Here is a 21,245-nt window from a genome sequence, read left to right as displayed (position 1 = left end):
CATAAAAAAGCCGACTAATTTGTCGGCTTTTTCGTTAATAACACGCGGGTTACAGCACCGCGACGATGGACTCACACAGTGGTGCCATGTTTTCAGGTGTCATGCCGGCCACATTGATACGGCCTGAGTTAACGGCATAGACGCCAAACTCATCACGCAGACGCAGTACCTGTTCTTTATTCAACCCGCTGAATGAGAACATGCCATTTTGGTTAATGATGAAAGAGAAATCCTGTTTGGCGCCTTTTTCCTGAAGCGTGTTCACAAACAACTGACGCATACGTTGAATACGTTCGCGCATGGCGGTCAGTTCCTGTTCCCAGATGGCGCGCAGCGCATCGTTGCCCAGAATGGTGGCGACCACCGTGGCGCCGTGTGACGGCGGATTGGAATAGTTGGCGCGGATCGCGGCTTTCACCTGACTGGCGACTTTATCGGCGGTATCTGCATCGGCGGCAACCACGGTACAGGCGCCTACGCGCTCGTTATACAGCCCGAAATTCTTGGAATACGAGCTACAAACGATCAATTCATGGTGTTTGGCGGCAAAGATGCGCAAACCTTCCGCATCTTCCTCCAGACCACGGGCAAAACCCTGATAGGCGAAATCGAACAGCGGCAGCCAACCTTTCTGTACGGAAAGGTCCGCCAGCGTATTCCATTGTTCAGCCGTAGGATCGATCCCAGTCGGGTTATGGCAGCAACCGTGGAAAAGCACCACGTCGCCAGCTTGCGCGGCATTAAGGCTGCTCAGCAAGCCGTCAAAGTCCAGCGAGTGATTGGCGGCATCGTAGTAATTATATTCGCAGATTTCCAGTCCGACCGCGGAGAACACATTTTTATGATTTGGCCAGGTTGGGTTGCTGATCCAGATGCGTTTTGCGGATGTCTGATTAGCGATGAAATCAGCCGCGACACGCAGCGCGCCAGTACCGCCTGGCGTTTGCGCCGTCCGCGCGCGTTTATCGGCAATAATGCTGCTTTGTTTTCCAAACAGCAGTTCCTGTGTACAACGGCCAAAGGCGGGAAGGCCGTCGATGCCCAAATAATTTTTTGTCGTCTCGTTTTCCAACAGGAACTGCTCGGCTTTTTTAACGCTGGTCAATACTGGTGTTTTACCCGTTTCATCTTTGTATACGCCAATCCCCAGGTTGATTTTATTCGAACGATCATCAGCGCGGAAAAGGTCGGTCAGTCCAAGAATAGGATCGGCGGGTGCGGCGGAGATATTTTCAAACATTGGTAGGGTATTCCATGACAGAGTGTAAGAAAGTAATCTCAGATTACCGCCAGTATCAGGCTTTGCCAACCGCCGGTTTAAAAAAGAAAGGGAAATAATCAGGGAAATGCGATAGACAAAATAAAAGACTGATTAACAGAAAATAGCGGGGCTTTAAAAGCAAAAAGTAAAAACAAAAAGACAGAGCCGAAGCTCTGCCTTTTCTGCACAATAAACGGTTAAACCGTTATGTGATATGTGTCAACTTAGAACTGATAAGTCAGACCAACTGCAACGGTATCATCCGTGCCAGCGCCATAGGTGTCTTTGTCGGAATCAATCAGGTTGATATCATATTCAACATAGGTGGACATATTTTTGTTGAACGCGTAAGTCGCACCAAGGCTAATATATTTGGTCAAATATGCATTGTTACCGTTAGAATCATCTTTGGCTTTAGAAGAAACATAACCCAGAGAAGGTGTCAAACCAAAATCAAAGGTATATTGAGCAACAGCTTCAAATACTTTGGTTTTATCTGCAAACACAGTTGTAGTATTGTTACCCGTCACACGGCTCAGATTGCGATATTGTCCATACGTCGCAGCAATGTAGATATTATTGGCATCATATTTAGCTGTAGTCGCCCATGCATCTGCTCTTGAACCTTTGCCGTCAGCGGATTGCGCATCAGTACGGTCATAAGAACCATAAGAACCAGCGACACCTAAGCCCATGTCAGATACATAGCTTAAAGATGTACCCCAACCGTCACCATTAGATCTTCTTGGGTTAGTACGTTCATTCTTACCAATGTATTGTAAGCCGAAGTCAAGTCCGTCGACTAAACCAAAGAAATCAGAATTACGGTAAGTCGCCACACCAGACGTACGACCTGTCAGACCATCCGTGTAGCTGGAATCACCACCGAATTCTGGCAGTACGTCGGTCCATGCCAACGCATCGTAAACAATCGCAAGGTTACGACCATAGTCAAAAGAACCATAGTCGCCAAATTTCAGACCAGCAAACGCATAACGGGTTTTGTCACCACCAGCGCCGGCACCCTCTTCTTCTGATTGGTTAGCATTGAATTGATATTCAAAACGACCATAACCAATCAGTTGATCGCTAATCTGGGTTTCACCTTTGAAGCCAAGACGAGCATAGGTTTGGTCGCCGTCATCATTTTGGCTGTTGTTATCAGCAAAGTAATGCAAAGCCGTTACGCGGCCATACAGATCCAGCTTGTTGCCGTCCTTATTGTAGACTTCTGCTGCATTCGCTGCACCAGCGGCTAACAGAGCCGGAACTACCACTGCAAGAATATTGCGCTTCATCATTATTACCCTCATTGGTGTTGTTTAGAACCTGCAACTGCCATCAATAATCCCAAAAGGAACTATCCTGAACATTTAGTGTCTTCCTGTGTCAGAACGCAGTTTTCCATTCACACGCCCGTTAATCCACCCAGAAAATGATACTAACTTCGTAATCCAGTAACTAATGGAAAATATGTATTTCAAAATGTAAATGAAAATGAACTTTGTGATCCATAACTAAAATTAACAAAAAAGAGTCGGGCAGCCCGACTCTTTTTTCCTACATATTTGTTTTACTTATATTAAATTTTTATTTAGAAACTGGCGTTTCTCGGCGTGCGCGGGAACGGGATGACATCGCGTACATTTTGTACCCCGGTAACGTAAGCGATCAGACGTTCGAATCCCAATCCAAACCCGGAATGAGGAATGGTGCCGTAACGTCGCAAATCACGATACCACCAGTAGTCTTCTTTATTCAGTCCCATCTCTTGCAAACGGATATCTAACTGGTCCAGCCGCTCTTCACGTTGAGAACCACCGATAATTTCACCGATGCCCGGCGCCAGCACATCCATGGCGGCAACGGTTTTCCCATCGCCGTTCATCCGCATATAGAAGGCTTTGATGTCTTTCGGATAGTTTTTAACCACCACCGGCGCTTTGAAATGTTTCTCCGCCAGATAACGCTCGTGTTCGGAAGAGAGGTCAACACCCCAGTAAACCGGGTTTTCAAACGACTGGCCACAGTTCAGCAAGATGTCTACCGCGTCGGTATAGTCCACCTGAGCAAAGTCAGAGGTGATAAAGCTTTCCAGACGGCTGATCGCCTCTTTATCCACCCGCTCAGCGAAGAACGCCATATCATCCGCGCGTTCATCAAGAACAGCCTGAAAGACATATTTAAGCAGACTTTCCGCCAGACCAGCGATATCGTCCAGTGACGCAAAAGCGACTTCCGGCTCGATCATCCAGAACTCGGCCAGGTGACGGCTGGTATTGGAGTTTTCCGCCCGGAACGTTGGGCCAAAGGTATACACTTTGGAAAGCGCGCACGCGTATGCTTCACCATTCAACTGACCGGATACGGTAAGAAACGCTTCTTTGCCGAAAAAGTCTTCGCTGAAATCGATTTTGCCTTGCTCGGTACGCGGCAGGTTTTCCAGATCGAGGGTGGAAACGCGGAACATTTCTCCCGCGCCTTCTGTATCGGAGGCGGTGATCAGCGGCGTTGAAACCCAGAAATAGCCATTTTCATGGAAAAAACGGTGAATAGCCTGAGCCAGTGTATGACGAACACGGGCGACGGCGCCGATCAGATTGGTGCGCGGGCGCAAGTGCGCCACTTCGCGCAGATATTCAATGCTGTGGCGTTTGGCCGCCATCGGGTAGGTATCGGGATCATCAACCCAGCCAACCACCTTGACGGCGCTCGCCTGCAACTCAAAACTCTGGCCTTCGCCGGGGGAAGCCACCACTTTTCCCGTTACTTCCACGGAACAACCGGTGGTCAGGCGCAGAACGTCATTCTGATAATTGGAGAGATTATTATTAACGACAGCCTGTAATGGATTAAAGCAGGAGCCGTCATAAACGGCAACAAAGGAAATACCGGCCTTAGAATCTCTCCGGGTACGTACCCAGCCGCGCACGGTGACTTCACTGTCAACGACGACACGGCCTTGCAGTACGTCGACTACAGGCACTACGCTCATAAAATTCTCTCTTCAATTAAATATTATTTAAAAACAGTGGATGGCCCTGAAAAGGGTAACTCGCTATGTTACTTGCCGTCGGGCAGGAAACAAGCAGAAATCACCGGAATGCTATAAGTTTTATGCATTCCTGTTGATCTGGGCTAAAAGTTAGGCGGGGTTGCAAGGGTTCAACTGGCTTTTCTGATGCGGGGCAGGTCGAATGCTTTGCGCAATTCGCATACAAAAGCTTGATCCTGACAAATCGTTTTGCCGGGGCTATCGGAAAGCTTGGCCACCGGCTTACCGTTGCACTCTACCAGTTTAATCACGATATTCAACGGGTTAACCTCCTGAATGTCGCAAGTCAGGCGCGTGCCAATACCAAATACAAGATTGATGCGCGGCCAGAAATGACGATACAGTTTGAGCGCTTTATCAAGATTGAGGTTATCGGAAAATACCAGCGTTTTGCTCATCGGATCGATATCTAAACGCTGATAATGGGCAATCGCTTTTTCTCCCCAATCCATCGGATCGCCGGAGTCATGCCGCAGCCCTTGATAGGATTCGGCAAAGTGGAAGTCGAAATCGCGCAGGAAGGCATCCATGGTGATGCAGTCAGTCAGCGCAATGCCCAACTGATCGGGATATTCGTTGAGCCACATCTGTAAGGCGGCGCGCTGGCTGTTGGCAAGCACTGGACTGATTTGCTGATGCGCCTGAAACCATTCATGGGCCTGCGTACCAACGGGCGTCAGTGCTAAGCGGCGCGCCAGATCGTAGTTGCTGGTGCCGATTAAATATGGGAACTCGGCCTGCAACTGACTGACGATCGCCTGTTGCACATCGCGTGAAAAACGACGACGCGTACCAAAATCCATCAGTTTGAACTGGCTGAGGTCGGCATCGGCGCTGATCCGGCGAAAATGAGCCAGGGTTTTATCAAGCTGCGCGACAGCCTGCTCAGGGCCGACGCGCGGAGTACGATTCCGGTGCACCACTTCACTGATCACCGCCAGCAACGGAACTTCCCACAGGATGACTTCGTGCCAAGGTCCGGCAATGCGAATATCCAGTTTGCCGTGGTTATTCCTGATGCTGACCTGCTGGGGATTGAAACGAAACGTTCTCAGCCAGTTTAGATAATCCTGCCTGAAGAAAGGCAGAGAACAAAGGTAGGCAAGCTCTTCGTCGTTCAGCGACAAAAAGCGCATCAGAGCAACCTGCTCGGTTATCTCTTCAGCATAGATCCCCAACTGTTCATCACCGCGACAGCGGAATTCAGCCGCAACGTCGACATGATAATAATGGTGATACACCGCCTGCTGCATATGCAGCTTGTAAGCATCGGTATCCAGTAATGACGTTAGAATCGGAGAAGTGTGTAAAGTCATAATGCGTTACAGGCATCCTCGTTAGACGCATATCCATTTTCATGACCATCGTTTTCAGGACAGTCGGCAAGGTTCGAGCAGTATACCTTGATTCTTATTTTTTTACCGTATCACAACATTATGTTGAGCCAACGGCGCGAAGCAAACCTGCTCTGACAAGGATTATCTTCATATTATCTTGGTAACATCAGCGTAACAGGAATAGACTCTGTTTCTAAAGCCATTTGTTTCTAAAACGATTTGTTTCTAAAACCATTTGTTTCTAAAACCATGAGGAGATGGAAACGTTATATGAATCAACAGTTGCAAGTGAAATATCGTCACGACTATCGGGCGCCGGATTACACCATTACGGATATTGCTCTGGATTTTGAACTGCATGCGGAAAAAACCCGCGTAAAAGCCGTCAGCCAGGTGGTATTACAAGGGGAGGCGGGCGCGCCGCTCAAGCTGGACGGAGAGGGTCTGACACTGGTGAGTTTGAATGTTGATGGCGTGGCATGGCCGCACTATGACCAACGGGATGACGGACTGATACTGACGCAGTTGCCCGCCAGATTTACGCTCGCTATCGAAACCGATATCAACCCGGCGGCCAACAGCGCGCTGGAAGGGTTATATCAGTCAGGCGACGCGTTGTGCACCCAGTGCGAAGCGGAAGGTTTCCGGCATATCACTTATTATCTCGACCGCCCCGATGTGTTAGCCAAATTCACCACGCGGATCACCGCCGACAAAGCCCGCTATCCGTATTTGCTGTCCAATGGCAACCGCATGGCCCAGGGAGAACTGGAAGGCGGTCGTCATTGGATTGAATGGCAGGATCCGTTCCCTAAACCCTGTTACCTGTTTGCACTGGTCGCTGGTGATTTTGATGTGTTGCAGGATAGCTTCACCACCCGTTCCGGGCGTGAAGTGGCGTTGGCGCTTTATGTGGATCGCGGCAATCTCGATCGCGCTGACTGGGCGATGACCTCGCTGAAAAACGCCATGAAATGGGATGAAACCCGGTTTGGCCTCGAATATGATCTTGATATCTATATGATCGTGGCCGTGGATTTCTTCAATATGGGCGCCATGGAAAACAAAGGGTTGAACGTGTTCAACTCCAGATATGTGCTGGCGAAAGCGGAAACCGCCACAGATAAAGACTATTTGAATATTGAAGCGGTAATCGGTCATGAGTATTTCCATAACTGGACCGGCAACCGCGTCACCTGTCGTGACTGGTTCCAGCTTAGTCTGAAAGAGGGGCTGACGGTATTCCGCGATCAGGAGTTCAGTTCTGATTTGGGGTCACGCCCAGTTAACCGCATTAATAATGTGCGCGTTATGCGCGGCGCGCAGTTTGCCGAGGATGCCGGCCCGATGTCGCATCCGATACGTCCCGATCAGGTGATAGAAATGAATAACTTCTATACCCTGACGGTGTATGAGAAGGGCGCGGAAGTGATCCGTATGATGCACACCTTATTAGGCGAAGAGAAATTCCAGGCCGGGATGCGTCTCTACTTCGAACGTCATGATGGCAGCGCCGCCACCTGCGATGATTTTGTTCAGGCGATGGAAGCGGCGTCAGGGGTGGATCTGTCACAGTTCCGCCGCTGGTACAGCCAATCAGGTACGCCGGTGCTGACCATTCGTGATGATTACGATCCGCAAACACAGCAATATTTGCTGAGCGTCAGCCAGAAGACGCCGGTAGGCGCGGATAAGCAGAGCAAGTTGCCGCTGCATATCCCGCTGGATATTGAACTGTACGATCAGCAAGGGCAGGTGATCCCGCTACAGAAAGCAGGGAAAAAGTTATCGTCGGTATTAAATGTGACGGAATCCGAGCAGACCTTTATTTTCGATCAGGTTCCTTGTCAGCCGGTGCCTTCTTTATTACGCGAGTTTTCCGCGCCGGTAAAACTGAATTACGCCTGGAGTGATGCGCAACTGACTTTCCTGATGCGTCACGCCAGCAATGCGTTTTCCCGTTGGGACGCGGCGCAGAGTCTGCTGGCCAATTACATCCGGCTGAATGTTTCCCGCTATCAGCAAAAGCAGGCGCTTTCCTTACCGATGCATGTGGTGGATGCGTTTCGCGGCGTGTTGCTGGATGAGAAACTGGATCCGATGCTAGCCTCTCAGATCCTGACATTGCCCAGTGAAAATGAGATCGCCGAACTGTTTGAGATGATCGATCCCGCGGCGATAGCCGCTGTGCGCGATGGTATGGTGCGGGCGATGGCCAAAGAGATGGCGGATGAATGGCTGGCGCTTTATCACGTCAACCGGATGTCTGAATATCGGATTGAACATGCGGATATGGGTAAACGCGCATTGCGTAATGTGTGTCTGCATTATCTGGCAGTTGGCGACGCGGTTCAGGCCGATAAACTGGTAACGACGCAGTTCGCCCAGGCAGATAACATGACTGATTCGCTGGCGGCATTGTCCGCGGCGGTGAGCGCCCAATTACCTTGTGGCGAGGAACTGATGTCGCGGTTTGATGAGCGCTGGCATCAGGATGGTCTGGTGATGGACAAATGGTTCACGTTGCAGGCCACCAGCCCGGCGGCGGATGTATTGAGCCGGGTGCGGGCATTGCTGCAACACCGCTCGTTCAGCCTGAATAATCCTAACCGTCTGCGTTCGCTGGTGGGGTCGTTTACCGCCGCTAATCCTGCGGCTTTCCACGCGGAGGATGGCAGCGGTTACCGTTTCCTGAGTGAGATCCTGACCGATTTGAACACGCGTAACCCGCAGGTCGCGGCACGGTTGATCGAACCATTGATCCGCCTGAAACGCTATGATGCCAAACGGCAGGCATTGATGCGTGAGTCGCTGGAACAGCTTAAAATGCTGGAAAACCTGTCAGGCGATCTGTTCGAGAAGATCAGTAAAGCGCTGCAAGACTAAAAGCGAACCTTTATCGATTTACTCTTTCTTTTATGTCATCGAGTGCCTGTCAACGCAGGCACTTATTTCGATCATCTATTTCGATCATCACGCCCGAACAAATGTTTTACTTTACGCCGCGTTTACTTTACGTCGTGATAGAATTACCATCACGCGCAAACCGTATTCCGACTTTGTTTATTTGCGATAGGGATCCCAGGAGACGATATGTTCTATCCCGTTATCAGGAAAGCGTTATTTCAGCTTGATCCAGAACGAGCACATGATCTGACCTTCCAGCAATTACGCCGTATCACCCATACGCCCTTTGAATTTCTCGTCCGTCAGTCTGTTCCCACCAAACCAGTCACCTGCATGGGGCTATCATTTAAAAACCCGCTGGGTCTGGCCGCCGGTCTTGATAAAGACGGGGAGTGTATTGATGCGCTGGGCGCGATGGGATTCGGATTTATTGAGGTGGGAACGGTGACGCCTCGTCCACAAGCCGGTAATGATAAACCGAGGTTGTTCCGAATTGTTGAAGCGGAAGGGTTAATTAACCGCATGGGTTTCAATAATAAGGGCGTCGATTATCTGGTTGAGAATGTCAAGAAGACCGGTTTCGGCGGCGTAATAGGGATCAATATCGGTAAAAATAAAGATACGCCGGTTGAGCAGGGCAAAGAGGATTATTTGATCTGCATGGATAAAATTTATCCTTATGCGGGTTATATCGCGATCAATATTTCCTCACCCAATACCCCAGGATTGCGTAGCTTGCAATATGGCGAGGCGCTGGACGATCTTTTGCAATCAATAAAAAATAAGCAATCCGAATTACAGGCTAAGTATCAGAAATATGTTCCAGTGGCAGTAAAGATCGCGCCGGATCTTTCTGAGGAAGAATTGATCCAGGTTGCCGATAGTCTGGTGCGGCATAACATTGATGGCGTTATTGCCACCAATACCACGCTCGATAGAAAATTGATTCAGGGATTAAATCATTGTGGTCAAACCGGCGGATTAAGCGGTCGGCCTTTACAGTTGCACAGTACGGAAATTATCCGTCGTTTATCACAGGAATTATCTGGGCGCTTACCCATTATCGGCGTCGGTGGTATTGATTCCCTGATGGCGGCCCGCGAGAAATTGGATGCTGGCGCGACGTTGATTCAGATCTATTCCGGCTTTATTTTCCGTGGACCGGCTCTGATAAAAGATATCGTTACACATATTTAAACTTTTCCTGTCTTTGATTTATCTCCGGGGGTTTATTTATTCCCCCGGCTAGTCTATATTTTATCCGTTCAAGCTAATAAACGATCACTCTTAGCCTGATTTTTATGACGCGCTATTTTGCCCGTCACCGGCGATGTTAAAAGTTTCTCCGGGAATTTTTTTATTGCAGCATTCTGCAATCAGTTATTTCTGATTCTTTTTAACTAAAGAGCGTTTTAACACAGAGCGAAGGATAAATAAGATGAAGTTAAAACCTGATGATAACTGGCGCTGGTATTTTGATGCCGAACACGATCGCCTGATGTTGGATTTGGCAAACGGCATGTTATTCCGTTCGCGCTTTCCCTCTAAAATGCTGACGCCGGATGCGTTTAATGAATGCGCTTTCTGCGTCGAGGATGCGGCTTTATTTTTTACCTATAACGAAAAGTGTCAGAAGATGGCATTAACGCGCTCGCTGCAAAACGAATTAATATTGAATGCGCTGGTGGCCAGTCGTTTTCTTAAGCCGTTAATGCCAAAAAGCTGGCACTTCATCCAACAGCATGTGCCGCATACGTATGCGCCGCAGACCGGAGATCTGGTTCAGGTGCAAGTCAGCGAGAGTGAGGAAACCGCCTGTTTTCTGGTCGCTGAGGTGGGTGAGAAAGCCAGCTTGTGTCTGTTGGCGCAAGAACATTTAATGTTGAATGCGAAGACGATGATATTGAGCGATGCCATCAAAATCATGCATGACAGATTATTGCCAGCGACTGAGCAGCATGCGACGGAACAGGTATCTTCCGCGTTTCAATATGCCAAAGTTGTTTAACGCCTCTGGCATCATGTTCTTTATCGCGGGCTGATATTTATTGCAGATTGATATCGCCGAGTGGAATACAGCTACAGGCGAGAATGGCGCCATTTTCCCCGATTGCACTTTTTTTGAGCGCGGAAACCTCCCCACTGATTAACGTCATCTTACAGCAGCCGCATACGCCGGCACGACACGAGTAGGGTACACGCACGCCGTGTTGTTCCAGTTGCTCCAGCAGGATTTGCTGATTATTTCCCGGCAAGCGCTTTCCCTGATATTCAATGGTTAGCGTCTGTTCGCTTTGCGCGTTGACCGCGATGCTTTCAGCGACGTTGCCCGCGTAATAAGGGCGCGGCGGTTTGGTGGCAAGAACATCCAGCATATCGCCGACGCGAATAATACCGCTGTTGCGGGCAATCAGATTCAGACCAAAATCGACATCGCCGTTTTCAGCGGTGCGGAAGGATTGCAATGTCGCCAGAGGTTCGCACGACGGGTGCTTTCTACCCTGCTCAATGCTGACGGTGGTCAGAACGCAACGGCTGCAAGGCTTGGCGACATCAAAAATGACATCGCCGATCCGCACTGTTTGCCAGCTATCCTCGGCGAACGCCGCCGCGCCGGTCACGACCAGATTGGGGCGAAACTGTTCGAGTTTGATCCCCGCCGGACAGCGCTGACGCAGATCCTGAAAGGAAGCCTCGTTGATTAACAGAAACGGATAACCGTCGGCAAACGCGAGCGGGATGTCGGGATGGCGCTTGACCCGGCGTGATGGCGCGTCGCCAGCCCAACGCAATTGCACCGGACGTTGAAAATAAGTGCTCAGCCAGGCGTTTACCGCATCCGGGGCTACCCATGAGGTAAAGTGATTTCCCCAAACTTCGGTGGGTTGCGGCATATTGACAAAATCAGTGACGCGAACATTGGCGCTTTGTCCGTCCGGCGCAGAGATAAACAGCCCATCGGGTAACAGCGCGGGGGTGAACAACACCATTTGCGGATATTGGCGGGCGGTAATAAAGGTGCCATCGGTTTCGGTGATCATGAAGGTTCGGTCCTGCGCCAATCCGCTGGCGCTGGCCATGGCATGAGACAACTGCAAACCACGCATGGATTTTACCGGATGAATATAGAGCCGCGTTACGCCGATCACTACTGATTCCTTGTCGCTATAAAACGGCAACTTTATGACAAGCGTCCCGGATTAGCTATAATGCGCGTCAATTTTCTTTTTGGCGCCATCTCTTTGGTGATTGTGACGATATGAATGCTCTGTTTGCCAGCACTGCCCGTGGCCTGGAAGAACTATTAAAAAGCGAACTTGAAGCGCTGGGCGCCCAGGCTTGCGCCGTGGTGCAAGGCGGGGTGCATTTTCAGGGCGATAATCGCCTGTTGTATCAGAGCCTGTTGTGGAGTCGGCTGGCTTCGCGCATTTTACTGCCGCTCAATGAATTCAAGGTGTACAGCGATTTGGATTTGTACCTTGGCGTACAAGCGATCGACTGGCCGACGATTTTTGCTGTCGATAAAACCTTTGCCGTGCATTTTACCGGCACTAACGATGATATCCGCAATAGCCAGTATGGGGCGTTGAAAGTGAAAGACGCCATTGTGGACAGCTTCACCCGCAAAACCGGACAACGCCCGGATGTGGCGAAACAACAACCGGATATTCGCATCAATGTCTTTTTACAGCGCGATACCGCCAGCGTAGCATTGGATCTGAGCGGCGAAGGCTTGCACCAGCGTGGTTATCGCGATCAGGCTGGATTGGCGCCGCTGAAAGAAAATCTGGCGGCGGCGATTGTTCTGCGCTCTGGTTGGCAAACCGGCGAGCCGATGGTCGATCCGATGTGTGGTTCCGGCACGCTGCTGATTGAGGCGGCGATGATCGCCGCCGATCGCGCGCCTGGTCTGTATCGTTCCCGCTGGGGATTCAATGCCTGGTTGCAACACGATGCCGAACTGTGGCGTGACGTGACGGCGCAGGCGCAGCAGCGCGCCCGCCTGGGCCAGCGTGAGACGACGTCGCGCTTTTTTGGTTCAGATATCGATCGGCGGGTGATCGACATTGCCAGGGCCAATGCCCGTCGCGCCGGGGTAGCGGAATTGATCTCGTTTACGGTAAACGATGTGGCGCAGCTCCAGAATCCACTACCAGCAGGAGCGAAAGGCACCGTACTCAGCAACCCGCCTTACGGCGAACGTCTGGAGAGCGAACCGGCATTGATTGCGTTGCACAACCTACTGGGCCGCAAAATGAAAAGCGATTTTGGCGGCTGGCAACTGTCGTTGTTCAGTGCCTCGCCGGAACTGTTGAGTTGTCTGCAATTGCGCGCAGAGCGTCAGTTCAAAGCCAAAAACGGTCCGCTGGATTGCGTGCAGAAGAACTATCAGCTTGCTGAAAGTCAGGGACAGGCAAGCGGCCAGATTGCCGAGGATTTTGCCAATCGTCTGCGTAAAAATCTGCGTAAACTGGAGAAATGGGCGAAGCAGCAGGGCATTGAGTGTTACCGTCTCTACGATGCCGACCTGCCCGAATACAACGTGGCGGTCGATCGTTACGGCAGTTGGGTGGTGGTGCAGGAATACGCGCCGCCGAAAACCATTGATGCGCAGAAAGCGCGTCAGCGTCTGTTCGATGTGATCAATGCGACGCTGAGCGTATTGGAATTGCCGTCCAACCGGTTGATTTTGAAAACCCGCGAACGACAGAAAGGTAAAAGCCAGTATGAGAAACTGGCGCAGAAAGGCGAATTTTTACGGGTAGAAGAGTATAACGCTAAGCTGTGGGTCAACCTGACTGACTATCTGGACACCGGTCTGTTTCTCGATCATCGCATCGCGCGCAAAATGCTGGGCGAAATGAGCAACGGGAAAGATTTCCTCAACCTGTTCGCCTATACCGGCACGGCCAGCGTTCATGCCGGATTGGGCGGGGCGCGCACCACCACGACGGTGGATATGTCGCGCACCTATCTGGAATGGGCGGAAAAAAACCTGCGCGCCAATGGCCTGACCGGACGCCAGCATCGTTTAATTCATGCCGATTGCCTGTCATGGCTGCGTGAAGCCAATGAACAGTTTGACGTTATTTTTATCGATCCGCCGACGTTTTCGAACTCGAAACGCATGGAGGATACCTTTGATGTCCAGCGTGATCATCTGGCGTTAATGAAAGATCTTAAACGACTGCTACGTCGAGGCGGCACGATCATGTTTTCCAACAATAAACGCGGCTTCCAGATGGATATGCCGGGATTGGCGGCGTTGGGGCTGGCGGCGAAAGAGATTACCTCGCTGACGCAATCACAGGATTTTGCCCGCAACCGTCAAATTCATAACTGCTGGTTGCTGACGCATACTGGCGAGGAAAAGTAACAGATGTCATTAATCAGTATATCGGGCGCGTGGCTGTCATTTAGCGATGCTCCGTTGTTAGACAATACCGAACTTCATATTGAAGAAAACGAACGCGTTTGTCTGGTGGGCCGCAATGGAGCGGGCAAGTCCACGTTGCTAAAGATATTGGCGAAAGAAATTCCGCTGGATGATGGACGCATTACCTATGAGCAGGATCTGATTGTCGCCCGTTTGCAGCAAGATCCGCCGCGTAATGTGGCTGGCAGCGTGTTCGACTTTGTCGCCGAGGGGGTGGCGGAGCAGGCGGATTACCTGAAAAAATATCATGCGACGTTGCGCCTGATTGAAACCGATCCCAGCGACAATCATCTGAATCAGTTGGCGAAGTTGCAGGAGATTCTTGAGCATCAGGGGCTATGGCAATTGGAAAGCCGTATCCACGAAGTATTGGCGCAACTCGGTCTGGATGCCGATGCGTCTCTGTCCTCGTTGTCCGGCGGCTGGTTGCGTAAAGCCGCGCTGGGACGGGCTCTGGTCAGCGCGCCACGCGTATTGCTGTTGGACGAACCGACCAACCATCTGGATATCGAAACCATCGACTGGCTGGAAACTTTCCTGAAAACCTTTCAGGGCAGCATGGTCTTTATCTCGCACGACCGTTCGTTTATTCGCAACATGGCGACCCGGATTGTCGATCTTGACCGCGGCAAGCTGGTGTCCTGGCCGGGAAATTACGATAAGTATCTGGCTGGCAAAGAAGAAGCGTTGCGGGTGGAAGAACTGCAAAACGCCGAGTTTGATCGCAAACTGGCGCAAGAGGAAGTCTGGATTCGTCAGGGGATCAAAGCGCGCCGCACCCGCAATGAAGGTCGCGTCCGGGCGCTGAAAGCCCTGCGCAATGAACGTTCGCAACGGCGCGAGGTGATGGGCGCGGCAAAAATGCAGGTAGAGGAAGCCGCCCGCTCCGGTAAAATTGTGTTTGAACTGGAAGAGGTGAACTATCAGATCGATAATAAGGTTCTGACCCGCAATTTTTCCGCTCAGGTGCAGCGCGGCGATAAAATCGCGCTGGTCGGGCCGAATGGCTGCGGTAAAACCACATTACTGAAACTGATGTTGGGGGAATTGACACCCACCAGCGGACGAGTGCATTGCGGCACCAAGCTGGAAGTGGCTTATTTTGATCAGCACCGCGCCGAGTTGGATCCTGAACGTACCGTGATGGATAACCTGGCGGAAGGGAAACAGGAAGTCATGGTAAATGGTCGTCCGCGCCATGTGCTCGGCTACCTGCAAGACTTTCTGTTCCACCCGAAACGCGCGATGACGCCGGTGAAGGCGCTGTCAGGCGGCGAGCGCAACCGCTTATTGCTGGCGCGGTTATTTCTTAAACCCAGCAACCTGTTGATTCTTGATGAGCCCACCAATGATCTGGATGTGGAAACGCTGGAGTTACTGGAAGAATTGATCGACAGTTATCAGGGGACGGTGCTGCTGGTCAGCCATGATCGTCAGTTTGTTGATAACTCGGTGACGGAATGCTGGATCTTTGAGGGCGACGGGGTGATATCCCGTTATGTCGGCGGTTATTACGACGCGCAGCAACAACGCGCGGAATCGACGCCGCTGCGCGCCGCCGCCCCGACGCCAAGGAGCGCGACGACGACGTCTGCCGCCAATAGCGCACCGCCCGCTAAACGCAATGCGGGTAAACTAAGTTATAACCAACAGCGTGAATTGGAGCAGTTACCGCTGAAAATCGAGCAACTGGAACAGGAAATCAACGAACTGCAAGCGCAGATGAACGATGTGGGGTTTTTCAGCCGTCCGCGTGAGGAAACACAACGGGTGCTGAATGCGTTTGCCGCGGCGGAAGCTTCGCTGGAATCCTGTTTTGAACGTTGGGAAGCGCTGGAGGCACAAAGGAATGGCTAATCGTTATATCCCATCTTCTCCTATGATGAGGGCCGGCGACGCGAACCACTTTTCCAGCGGGGAAGTATGTTCGTGTGGTAATCGCCACTTGAAATGATGACGGGTATCGTCGAAACGGTCTGATATTGTCCTTGCGGCAGGCCAGGAAGGAGGCTATGCGTGTGTTCCCATAATCATGTTCACGAAGACGATATTCATGAGCACCAACATGACGATTACATATTGTGTCCGCACTGTGATCTGCTGGTCAGGTTGCCAGTCCTGTCGTACGGACAGAAAGCGACCTGTCCGCAATGCAAAGCCACGTTGACCAGTTATCAGATCGAGCCGCGCAAACGTCCGGTTGGGTATGCGCTAAGTGCCTTATTGATGCTGGTGTTGTCAAATCTGTTTCCGTTTGTGTCAATGCGCGTTGCCGGCATTAGCAGCGAAATCAGTCTGTTTGAAATACCCAAAGTCATGGTGGCGGAGAATTATGCCAGCGTCGCCACCCTGTTTATGTTATTTGTCCAACTAGTTCCTGCGTTCTGCATGGCGAGTGTGATTTTTCTCTGTCTGCATATCTCAATGCCGCTGGCGCTAAAGAAAGCGATGGGTAAGGCCCTGTTTCATCTGAAAAGCTGGGGGATGGCGGAAATTTTTCTGGCGGGCGTGCTGGTAAGTTTTGTCAAGCTGATTGCATACGGCGATATTGGCATCGGCACCAGCTTTATACCGTTTGTGCTGTTCTGCCTGTTGCAACTACTGACGTTTCAGAGTCTTGATCGCCGCTGGCTGTGGAATGACATTGTGGCGCCGCCCGTGTTGCCGGCAGCGCCGCAACCCGGCGTCAGCGGTTTGTCACAGGGATTCCGCTCATGTTCATGTTGTACGGCGATTTTGCCTGCGCATCAGTTGGTTTGCCCGCGCTGTCACAGTCATGGACATGCGCGCCGCAAGAACAGTCTGCAATGGACGATGGCGCTGCTGATTACTTCGATCTTGCTGTATATCCCCTCGAACCTGATGCCGATCATGGTGACGGAAGCGTTGGGGGATCGAATGGGATCCACCATCATGTCTGGCGTGGTGCTACTGTGGAGCTCCGGCTCATATCCGGTAGCGATGGTGATTTTTATTGCCAGCATTATGGTGCCTTCGTTGAAAATGCTGGCGCTGGGCTGGTTGTGCTGGATCGCCAACGGCAACGGCAAGCGCGACAGCGAGCGGATGCATGTGGTGTATGAAATCGTCGAATTTGTAGGACGTTGGTCAATGATCGATGTGTTTGTCATCGCCGTCTTATCGGCGCTGGTGAGGATTGGCCGGTTAATGAGCATTTATCCCGCGGTGGGAGCGGTACTGTTTGCCGCAGTGGTGATCTTGACCATGTTTGCGGCGATGACTTTCGATCCTCGTTTATTGTGGGATCGTCGTGATGATGTTTTCAATAAGGAGTCTTCCGTTGACGAAAGATAACTATGCCGTTGCGGATGTAGAAACGATCAAACGTTGGTCGCCGGTCTGGATTGTGCCGATTGTGACGGTACTGATCGGCGCCTGGATATTATTTTATCATTTCAGCCATCAAGGGCCGCAAATCACACTCGTCACCAGTAATGCCGAGGGGCTTGAGGCGGGAAAAACCATGATCAAGAGTCGTAGCGTGGATGTCGGCGTGGTGGAAAGCGTCATGCTGAGCGATGATCTTCATCAGGTAGAAGTTAAGGCGCGCTTGCATGACGGCATGGATAAGCTGTTGAAAGAGGATTCAGCTTTCTGGGTGGTGAAGCCGCAGGTAGGTCGTGCCGGCGTATCTGGGTTGGGGACGCTGCTGTCAGGCGCCTATATTGAACTTCAGCCTGGCTCTCACGCCAAGGAAAAAAGAGAGTTCGCGCTGTTGGATACGCCGCCGTTAGCATCACCGGACGCCAAAGGAATTCGCGTGATCCTGGACAGCGAACAGGCCGGTCAGTTGAACGTTGGCGATCCGGTGCTGTTTCGGGGCTATCGTGTCGGTTCGGTTGAAACCAGCGAGTTTGATCCGCAAGCGCGGAAAATGCGTTATCAGCTATTTATCGCGGCGCCGAATGACACTCTGGTGACCACTAACGTGCGTTTCTGGAAAGACAGCGGCGTGGCGTTTGATATGTCTGCGCAGGGAATGCGCCTGGAAATGGGATCGTTGGCGACGCTGTTCAGCGGCGGGGTGAGTTTTGATGTGCCGACCGGGTGGGCAGTTGGGAATCCGGCAGAACAACGGTCGCAGTATCGACTGTTCGACAGCCAACGCAGCATCCAGGATTCGCTGTATACCGAATACAAAGAATATATCCTGTTCTTTGGCGAATCTATCCGCGGGTTGCAAGCTGGCGCGCCGGTTGAATTCCGTGGTATTCGGCTGGGCACGGTAGTGGACGCGCCATTCTTCCCTAAAGGCTGGCGGCAGGATATTGATGATGATTACCGTATCCCGGTATTGATCCGTATTGAACCGGATCGATTCGATAAGAAGCTGGGCGGCGATTTTAACTTTGAACAGCATCTGAGTCGTGCGCAGCCCCTTGGATTAAGGGCGGCGTTGAAATCGGCCAACCTGCTGACCGGAGCGCTGTATATCGACTTTGATTTTTATCCCAAAGAGAAAAGGAATAAAAAACTGGCCAATATTGATGGTTATCCGGTGCTGCCGACCATCGACGGCGGACTATCTCAGATTCAACAAAAGTTGATGTCGGTACTCGACAAGATCAATGGGTTACCGCTTAATCCGATGGTGACTGAAGCGACGCAGACATTGGCGGAGAGTCAGGCCACGTTGCGAGAGATGCAGAAAACGCTGGCATCGCTCAATCAGATAACCTCCAGTAAAGCCATGCAGGATTTGCCGCAGGATATGCAGCAGACCTTACGTGAGCTTAACCGCAGCATGAAAGGCTTCCAGCCCGGATCGCCGGCTTACAACAACATGGTGGCGGATATGCAACGTCTGGATCAGGTGCTGCGTGAATTGCAACCGGTATTGCGCACCTTGAATGAGAAAAGCAATGCATTGATCTTTGAAGCGCCGACTGGCAAAGATCCTCAGCCGAAGAGGGCAAAATAATGATGAAAGCATGGACTCTGGCAATGGTGCTGTTCCTGAGCGCTTGCAGTAGCAGTTCGCAAAAATCTTACTATCAGTTACCGGTTGTTTCACCGGCGGGCTCATCGGGCGTAACCACCGCTAATTCCCGGCAATTGTGGCTTGAACATGTCAGCGTAGCCGATTATCTGGGCAATGCCGGACTGGTTTATCAGACCAGTGATGTACAGTACGTTATCGCCAGCGATAACCTGTGGGCGAGCCCGCTGGATCAGCAACTCCGGCAATTACTGGTAACTGATCTGGAAAGCAGGCTGCCCGGCTGGTTGGTGACGGCGCAACCGCAGGGAAGCGAGCAGTCGGTATTAAATGTCACGGTCACGGCGTTTCATGGCCGCTACGATGGTAATGTCGTGATACGCGGCGAATGGGTATTGAATCAGTCTGGCGAGGTCATTAAGCGCCCGTTCGATATCATTTTACCGCAGCCGGAAGATGGTTATGACGCATTGGTCAAAACGTTGGCGCAAGGCTGGGGACAAGTGGCGCAATCCATTGCCCAATCCGCCGCGCAGTCGGTTGATCAATCCGTCGTTCCTTGAACAATCAAGCTATCCGCTGACCGGGTTGCAGGCTTAACCCGATCATATGTGGCCTCAACCGCTGAAAAGATATGATCTGTTTCCAGCGGTTTTTTTCAATTCATTAGTTGACGCTTCTCTTTTTTCCTGAGGAAAACTCTTATTTGTAGATCACAAATATGACATTGGCGTGAATTTTGCGCCTTGATCTTTGCCGACAGAATGGCTATTGATAGTTTGTGACTGCTTATAAAGTAGTCATTGTTTTCTTTCCACCAGATAAATAATGAGGGAAATAAGGCATGAAGAGACAGAAACGCGATCGCCTGGAACGGGCTCATTCACGTGGCTATCAAGCGGGTATTTCCGGCAGACCGAGGGAACTTTGTCCCTATCAATCAATAAATGCCCGGTCCTACTGGTTGGGAGGCTGGCGACAAGCCATGGAGGACAAAGCGGTTACCGCTTAACCGTCTTGTCATGATGAGGGAACGCCTCCGCTTTTGCGGAGGCTTTTATATAGTACGTCGGGCAGGGCGCGGGATACGGACTCACTACTGTCTCACTACGTCTAAAAGAAAATGCCCTGGACGTGAGTCAAGGGCATTTTCTTTTCGCTATATGGCGGTGAGGGAGGGATTCGAACCCTCGATACGTTTTCACGTATACACACTTTCCAGGCGTGCTCCTTCAGCCTCTCGGACACCTCACCGGCGTCAGCAGTACGTTATACCGCGACGGCGCTAATGTAGGGAAATTGCGTAACAGCGTCAACAAACTTCTGCCCTAATGCGCGCGTTTAGCTAAACTTAAGGCAATTTGTTGCTTTACTCGCCAGTTCCGCTGTTTGTATCGTTTAACCTCTTCCCATAAACAATGTTTTAATTGTGTTAATCTTGGGTTATTGAATTGTTTTGTCGGCGGTGTGATAAAGCTAAAAATGTTATGCTGCTGACTTAATGCTGACCAGGAGAAAACATGTATCCCGTCGATTTACATATGCATACCGTTGCCAGTACCCACGCATATAGCACGCTGCATGACTATATCGCTGAGGCGCAGCAAAAAAATATTCGCCTGTTCGCTATTACAGATCATGGCCCGGATATGGCCGATGCGCCGCACTATTGGCATTTTATGAATATGCGCGTCTGGCCACGGTTGGTTGATGGTGTGGGTATTCTGCGTGGCATCGAGGCCAATATAAAAAACAGGCAAGGTGAGATTGATTGCACCGGGCCGATGTTGGAGCAGGTCGATTTAATTATTGCCGGGTTTCATGAACCGGTTTTTCCACCTCAGGATCGCGATACCCATACGGAAGCGATGATTGCTACCATGGCGAATGGCGATGCGCATATCATTAGTCACCCCGGCAACCCGAAATTCCCCGTAGACATTCGGGCTATCGCGGAAGCTGCCGCTAAATATCATGTTGCGCTGGAGATCAATAACTCATCCTTTATGCATTCCCGCCAGGGAAGCGAACCGAATTGTCGTGCCATTGCCGAAGCAGTGCGTGATGCCGGCGGGGTACTTTCTTTAGGTTCTGATTCCCATATTGCCTTTTCTCTGGGAGACTTCACCCACTGCGAACGTATTTTGCAGGAAGTGAATTTTCCGCAGACGCGGATTTTAAACGTAAGCCCCCGACGAGTGCTGGATTTTCTTGAACAGCGAGGCAGACCGGCAATCGCCGAGTTAGCTGATTTGTGACATTGTCACTTAAATAATTAACAGGTTTTT

General features: G+C 51.1%; 15 protein-coding genes and 1 tRNA gene. 10 read left to right on the top strand and 6 right to left on the bottom strand.

Going from position 1 to position 21,245, the window contains the following annotated elements; genetic code table 11:
- Positions 1 to 49: 49 nt before the first annotated feature.
- The 4 genes from NC856_RS15880 to pncB all read right to left on the bottom strand — a co-directional run bounded on the left by NC856_RS15880 (position 50) and on the right by pncB (position 5,632).
- Positions 50 to 1,240 carry an amino acid aminotransferase gene (locus NC856_RS15880; RefSeq protein ID WP_264091428.1) on the bottom strand — a complete coding sequence of 397 codons (1,191 nt, stop codon included), beginning with the start codon at positions 1,238 to 1,240 and terminating at the stop codon, positions 50 to 52.
- Between the two features lie 245 nt (positions 1,241 to 1,485).
- Positions 1,486 to 2,562, bottom strand: coding sequence for a porin (locus tag NC856_RS15875; protein WP_318841740.1), 1,077 nt, complete (start codon positions 2,560 to 2,562; stop codon positions 1,486 to 1,488).
- Between the two features lie 293 nt (positions 2,563 to 2,855).
- A complete protein-coding gene (gene asnS / locus NC856_RS15870) occupies positions 2,856 to 4,256 on the bottom strand; it encodes an asparagine--tRNA ligase (RefSeq protein WP_264091427.1) in 1,401 nt (466 codons plus the stop codon).
- Positions 4,257 to 4,426: 170 nt separating this feature from the next.
- Complete coding sequence (pncB, locus tag NC856_RS15865) at positions 4,427 to 5,632, bottom strand: nicotinate phosphoribosyltransferase (RefSeq protein ID WP_264091425.1); 1,206 nt, start codon at positions 5,630 to 5,632, stop codon at positions 4,427 to 4,429.
- 291 nt (positions 5,633 to 5,923) lie between these two features.
- On the opposite strand from pncB, the gene pepN reads away from it, so the two are divergent.
- From pepN to NC856_RS15850, 3 genes are all read left to right on the top strand, one after another.
- Positions 5,924 to 8,539, top strand: coding sequence for an aminopeptidase N (pepN, locus tag NC856_RS15860; protein ID WP_264091424.1), 2,616 nt, complete (start codon positions 5,924 to 5,926; stop codon positions 8,537 to 8,539).
- Between the two features lie 207 nt (positions 8,540 to 8,746).
- The gene (gene pyrD / locus NC856_RS15855; RefSeq protein WP_264091423.1) at positions 8,747 to 9,757 is read left to right on the top strand and encodes a quinone-dependent dihydroorotate dehydrogenase; all 1,011 of its coding nucleotides are present in this window, start codon (positions 8,747 to 8,749) and stop codon (positions 9,755 to 9,757) included.
- A 241-nt stretch (positions 9,758 to 9,998) separates the two neighbouring features.
- On the top strand, positions 9,999 to 10,568 hold the full coding sequence (locus NC856_RS15850; RefSeq protein WP_264091422.1) for a cell division protein ZapC: 570 nt from the start codon (positions 9,999 to 10,001) through the stop codon (positions 10,566 to 10,568).
- 37 nt (positions 10,569 to 10,605) lie between these two features.
- On the opposite strand, the gene NC856_RS15845 is transcribed toward NC856_RS15850, so the two are convergent.
- Positions 10,606 to 11,709 carry a YcbX family protein gene (locus NC856_RS15845; RefSeq protein WP_264091421.1) on the bottom strand — a complete coding sequence of 368 codons (1,104 nt, stop codon included), beginning with the start codon at positions 11,707 to 11,709 and terminating at the stop codon, positions 10,606 to 10,608.
- A 110-nt stretch (positions 11,710 to 11,819) separates the two neighbouring features.
- Between NC856_RS15845 and rlmKL the strand changes: the two genes are divergently transcribed.
- From rlmKL to rmf, 6 genes are all read left to right on the top strand, one after another.
- Positions 11,820 to 13,937 carry a bifunctional 23S rRNA (guanine(2069)-N(7))-methyltransferase RlmK/23S rRNA (guanine(2445)-N(2))-methyltransferase RlmL gene (gene rlmKL, locus NC856_RS15840; RefSeq protein WP_264091420.1) on the top strand — a complete coding sequence of 706 codons (2,118 nt, stop codon included), beginning with the start codon at positions 11,820 to 11,822 and terminating at the stop codon, positions 13,935 to 13,937.
- A gap of 3 nt (positions 13,938 to 13,940) precedes the next feature.
- The gene (locus tag NC856_RS15835; RefSeq protein WP_264091419.1) at positions 13,941 to 15,854 is read left to right on the top strand and encodes an ABC transporter ATP-binding protein; all 1,914 of its coding nucleotides are present in this window, start codon (positions 13,941 to 13,943) and stop codon (positions 15,852 to 15,854) included.
- A gap of 159 nt (positions 15,855 to 16,013) precedes the next feature.
- Positions 16,014 to 17,312, top strand: coding sequence for a membrane integrity-associated transporter subunit PqiA (gene pqiA, locus NC856_RS15830; protein WP_264091417.1), 1,299 nt, complete (start codon positions 16,014 to 16,016; stop codon positions 17,310 to 17,312).
- Positions 17,272 to 18,939 (top strand): intermembrane transport protein PqiB, encoded by a 1,668-nt coding sequence (gene pqiB, locus NC856_RS15825; RefSeq protein ID WP_404802340.1) that lies wholly within the window; start codon positions 17,272 to 17,274, stop codon positions 18,937 to 18,939. Before pqiA ends, pqiB begins: the two co-directional genes overlap by 41 nt.
- Positions 18,939 to 19,520 carry a membrane integrity-associated transporter subunit PqiC gene (gene pqiC, locus NC856_RS15820; protein WP_264091413.1) on the top strand — a complete coding sequence of 194 codons (582 nt, stop codon included), beginning with the start codon at positions 18,939 to 18,941 and terminating at the stop codon, positions 19,518 to 19,520. Before pqiB ends, pqiC begins: the two co-directional genes overlap by 1 nt.
- Before the next feature lie 281 nt (positions 19,521 to 19,801).
- Complete coding sequence (rmf, locus tag NC856_RS15815; protein WP_009113168.1) at positions 19,802 to 19,969, top strand: ribosome modulation factor; 168 nt, start codon at positions 19,802 to 19,804, stop codon at positions 19,967 to 19,969.
- 152 nt (positions 19,970 to 20,121) lie between these two features.
- Here the strand turns inward: rmf and NC856_RS15810 are convergent.
- Positions 20,122 to 20,211, bottom strand: a tRNA-Ser gene (locus NC856_RS15810).
- Positions 20,212 to 20,477: 266 nt separating this feature from the next.
- Between NC856_RS15810 and NC856_RS15805 the strand changes: the two genes are divergently transcribed.
- Positions 20,478 to 21,215, top strand: coding sequence for a phosphatase (locus tag NC856_RS15805; RefSeq protein WP_264091411.1), 738 nt, complete (start codon positions 20,478 to 20,480; stop codon positions 21,213 to 21,215).
- Positions 21,216 to 21,245: the final 30 nt, after the last annotated feature.

Source organism: Brenneria izbisi (assembly GCF_025840185.1).
Classification (GTDB): Bacteria; Pseudomonadota; Gammaproteobacteria; order Enterobacterales; family Enterobacteriaceae; genus Brenneria; species Brenneria izbisi.
Note: the sequence above shows the minus strand (reverse complement) of the source record. Positions and strands in the feature narration are given on the sequence as shown.

What these genes read in the sequence shown, in the direction of transcription:
- NC856_RS15880 (WP_264091428.1), bottom strand. Translation starts at nt 1,240, where the DNA reads ATGTTTGAAAATATCTCCGCCGCACCCGCCGATCCTATTCTTGGACTG.
- NC856_RS15875 (WP_318841740.1), bottom strand. Translation starts at nt 2,562, where the DNA reads ATGATGAAGCGCAATATTCTTGCAGTGGTAGTTCCGGCTCTGTTAGCC.
- asnS (WP_264091427.1), bottom strand. Translation starts at nt 4,256, where the DNA reads ATGAGCGTAGTGCCTGTAGTCGACGTACTGCAAGGCCGTGTCGTCGTT.
- pncB (WP_264091425.1), bottom strand. Translation starts at nt 5,632, where the DNA reads ATGACTTTACACACTTCTCCGATTCTAACGTCATTACTGGATACCGAT.
- pepN (WP_264091424.1), top strand. Translation starts at nt 5,924, where the DNA reads ATGAATCAACAGTTGCAAGTGAAATATCGTCACGACTATCGGGCGCCG.
- pyrD (WP_264091423.1), top strand. Translation starts at nt 8,747, where the DNA reads ATGTTCTATCCCGTTATCAGGAAAGCGTTATTTCAGCTTGATCCAGAA.
- NC856_RS15850 (WP_264091422.1), top strand. Translation starts at nt 9,999, where the DNA reads ATGAAGTTAAAACCTGATGATAACTGGCGCTGGTATTTTGATGCCGAA.
- rlmKL (WP_264091420.1), top strand. Translation starts at nt 11,820, where the DNA reads ATGAATGCTCTGTTTGCCAGCACTGCCCGTGGCCTGGAAGAACTATTA.
- NC856_RS15835 (WP_264091419.1), top strand. Translation starts at nt 13,941, where the DNA reads ATGTCATTAATCAGTATATCGGGCGCGTGGCTGTCATTTAGCGATGCT.
- pqiB (WP_404802340.1), top strand. Translation starts at nt 17,272, where the DNA reads ATGATGTTTTCAATAAGGAGTCTTCCGTTGACGAAAGATAACTATGCC.
- pqiC (WP_264091413.1), top strand. Translation starts at nt 18,939, where the DNA reads ATGATGAAAGCATGGACTCTGGCAATGGTGCTGTTCCTGAGCGCTTGC.
- rmf (WP_009113168.1), top strand. Translation starts at nt 19,802, where the DNA reads ATGAAGAGACAGAAACGCGATCGCCTGGAACGGGCTCATTCACGTGGC.
- NC856_RS15805 (WP_264091411.1), top strand. Translation starts at nt 20,478, where the DNA reads ATGTATCCCGTCGATTTACATATGCATACCGTTGCCAGTACCCACGCA.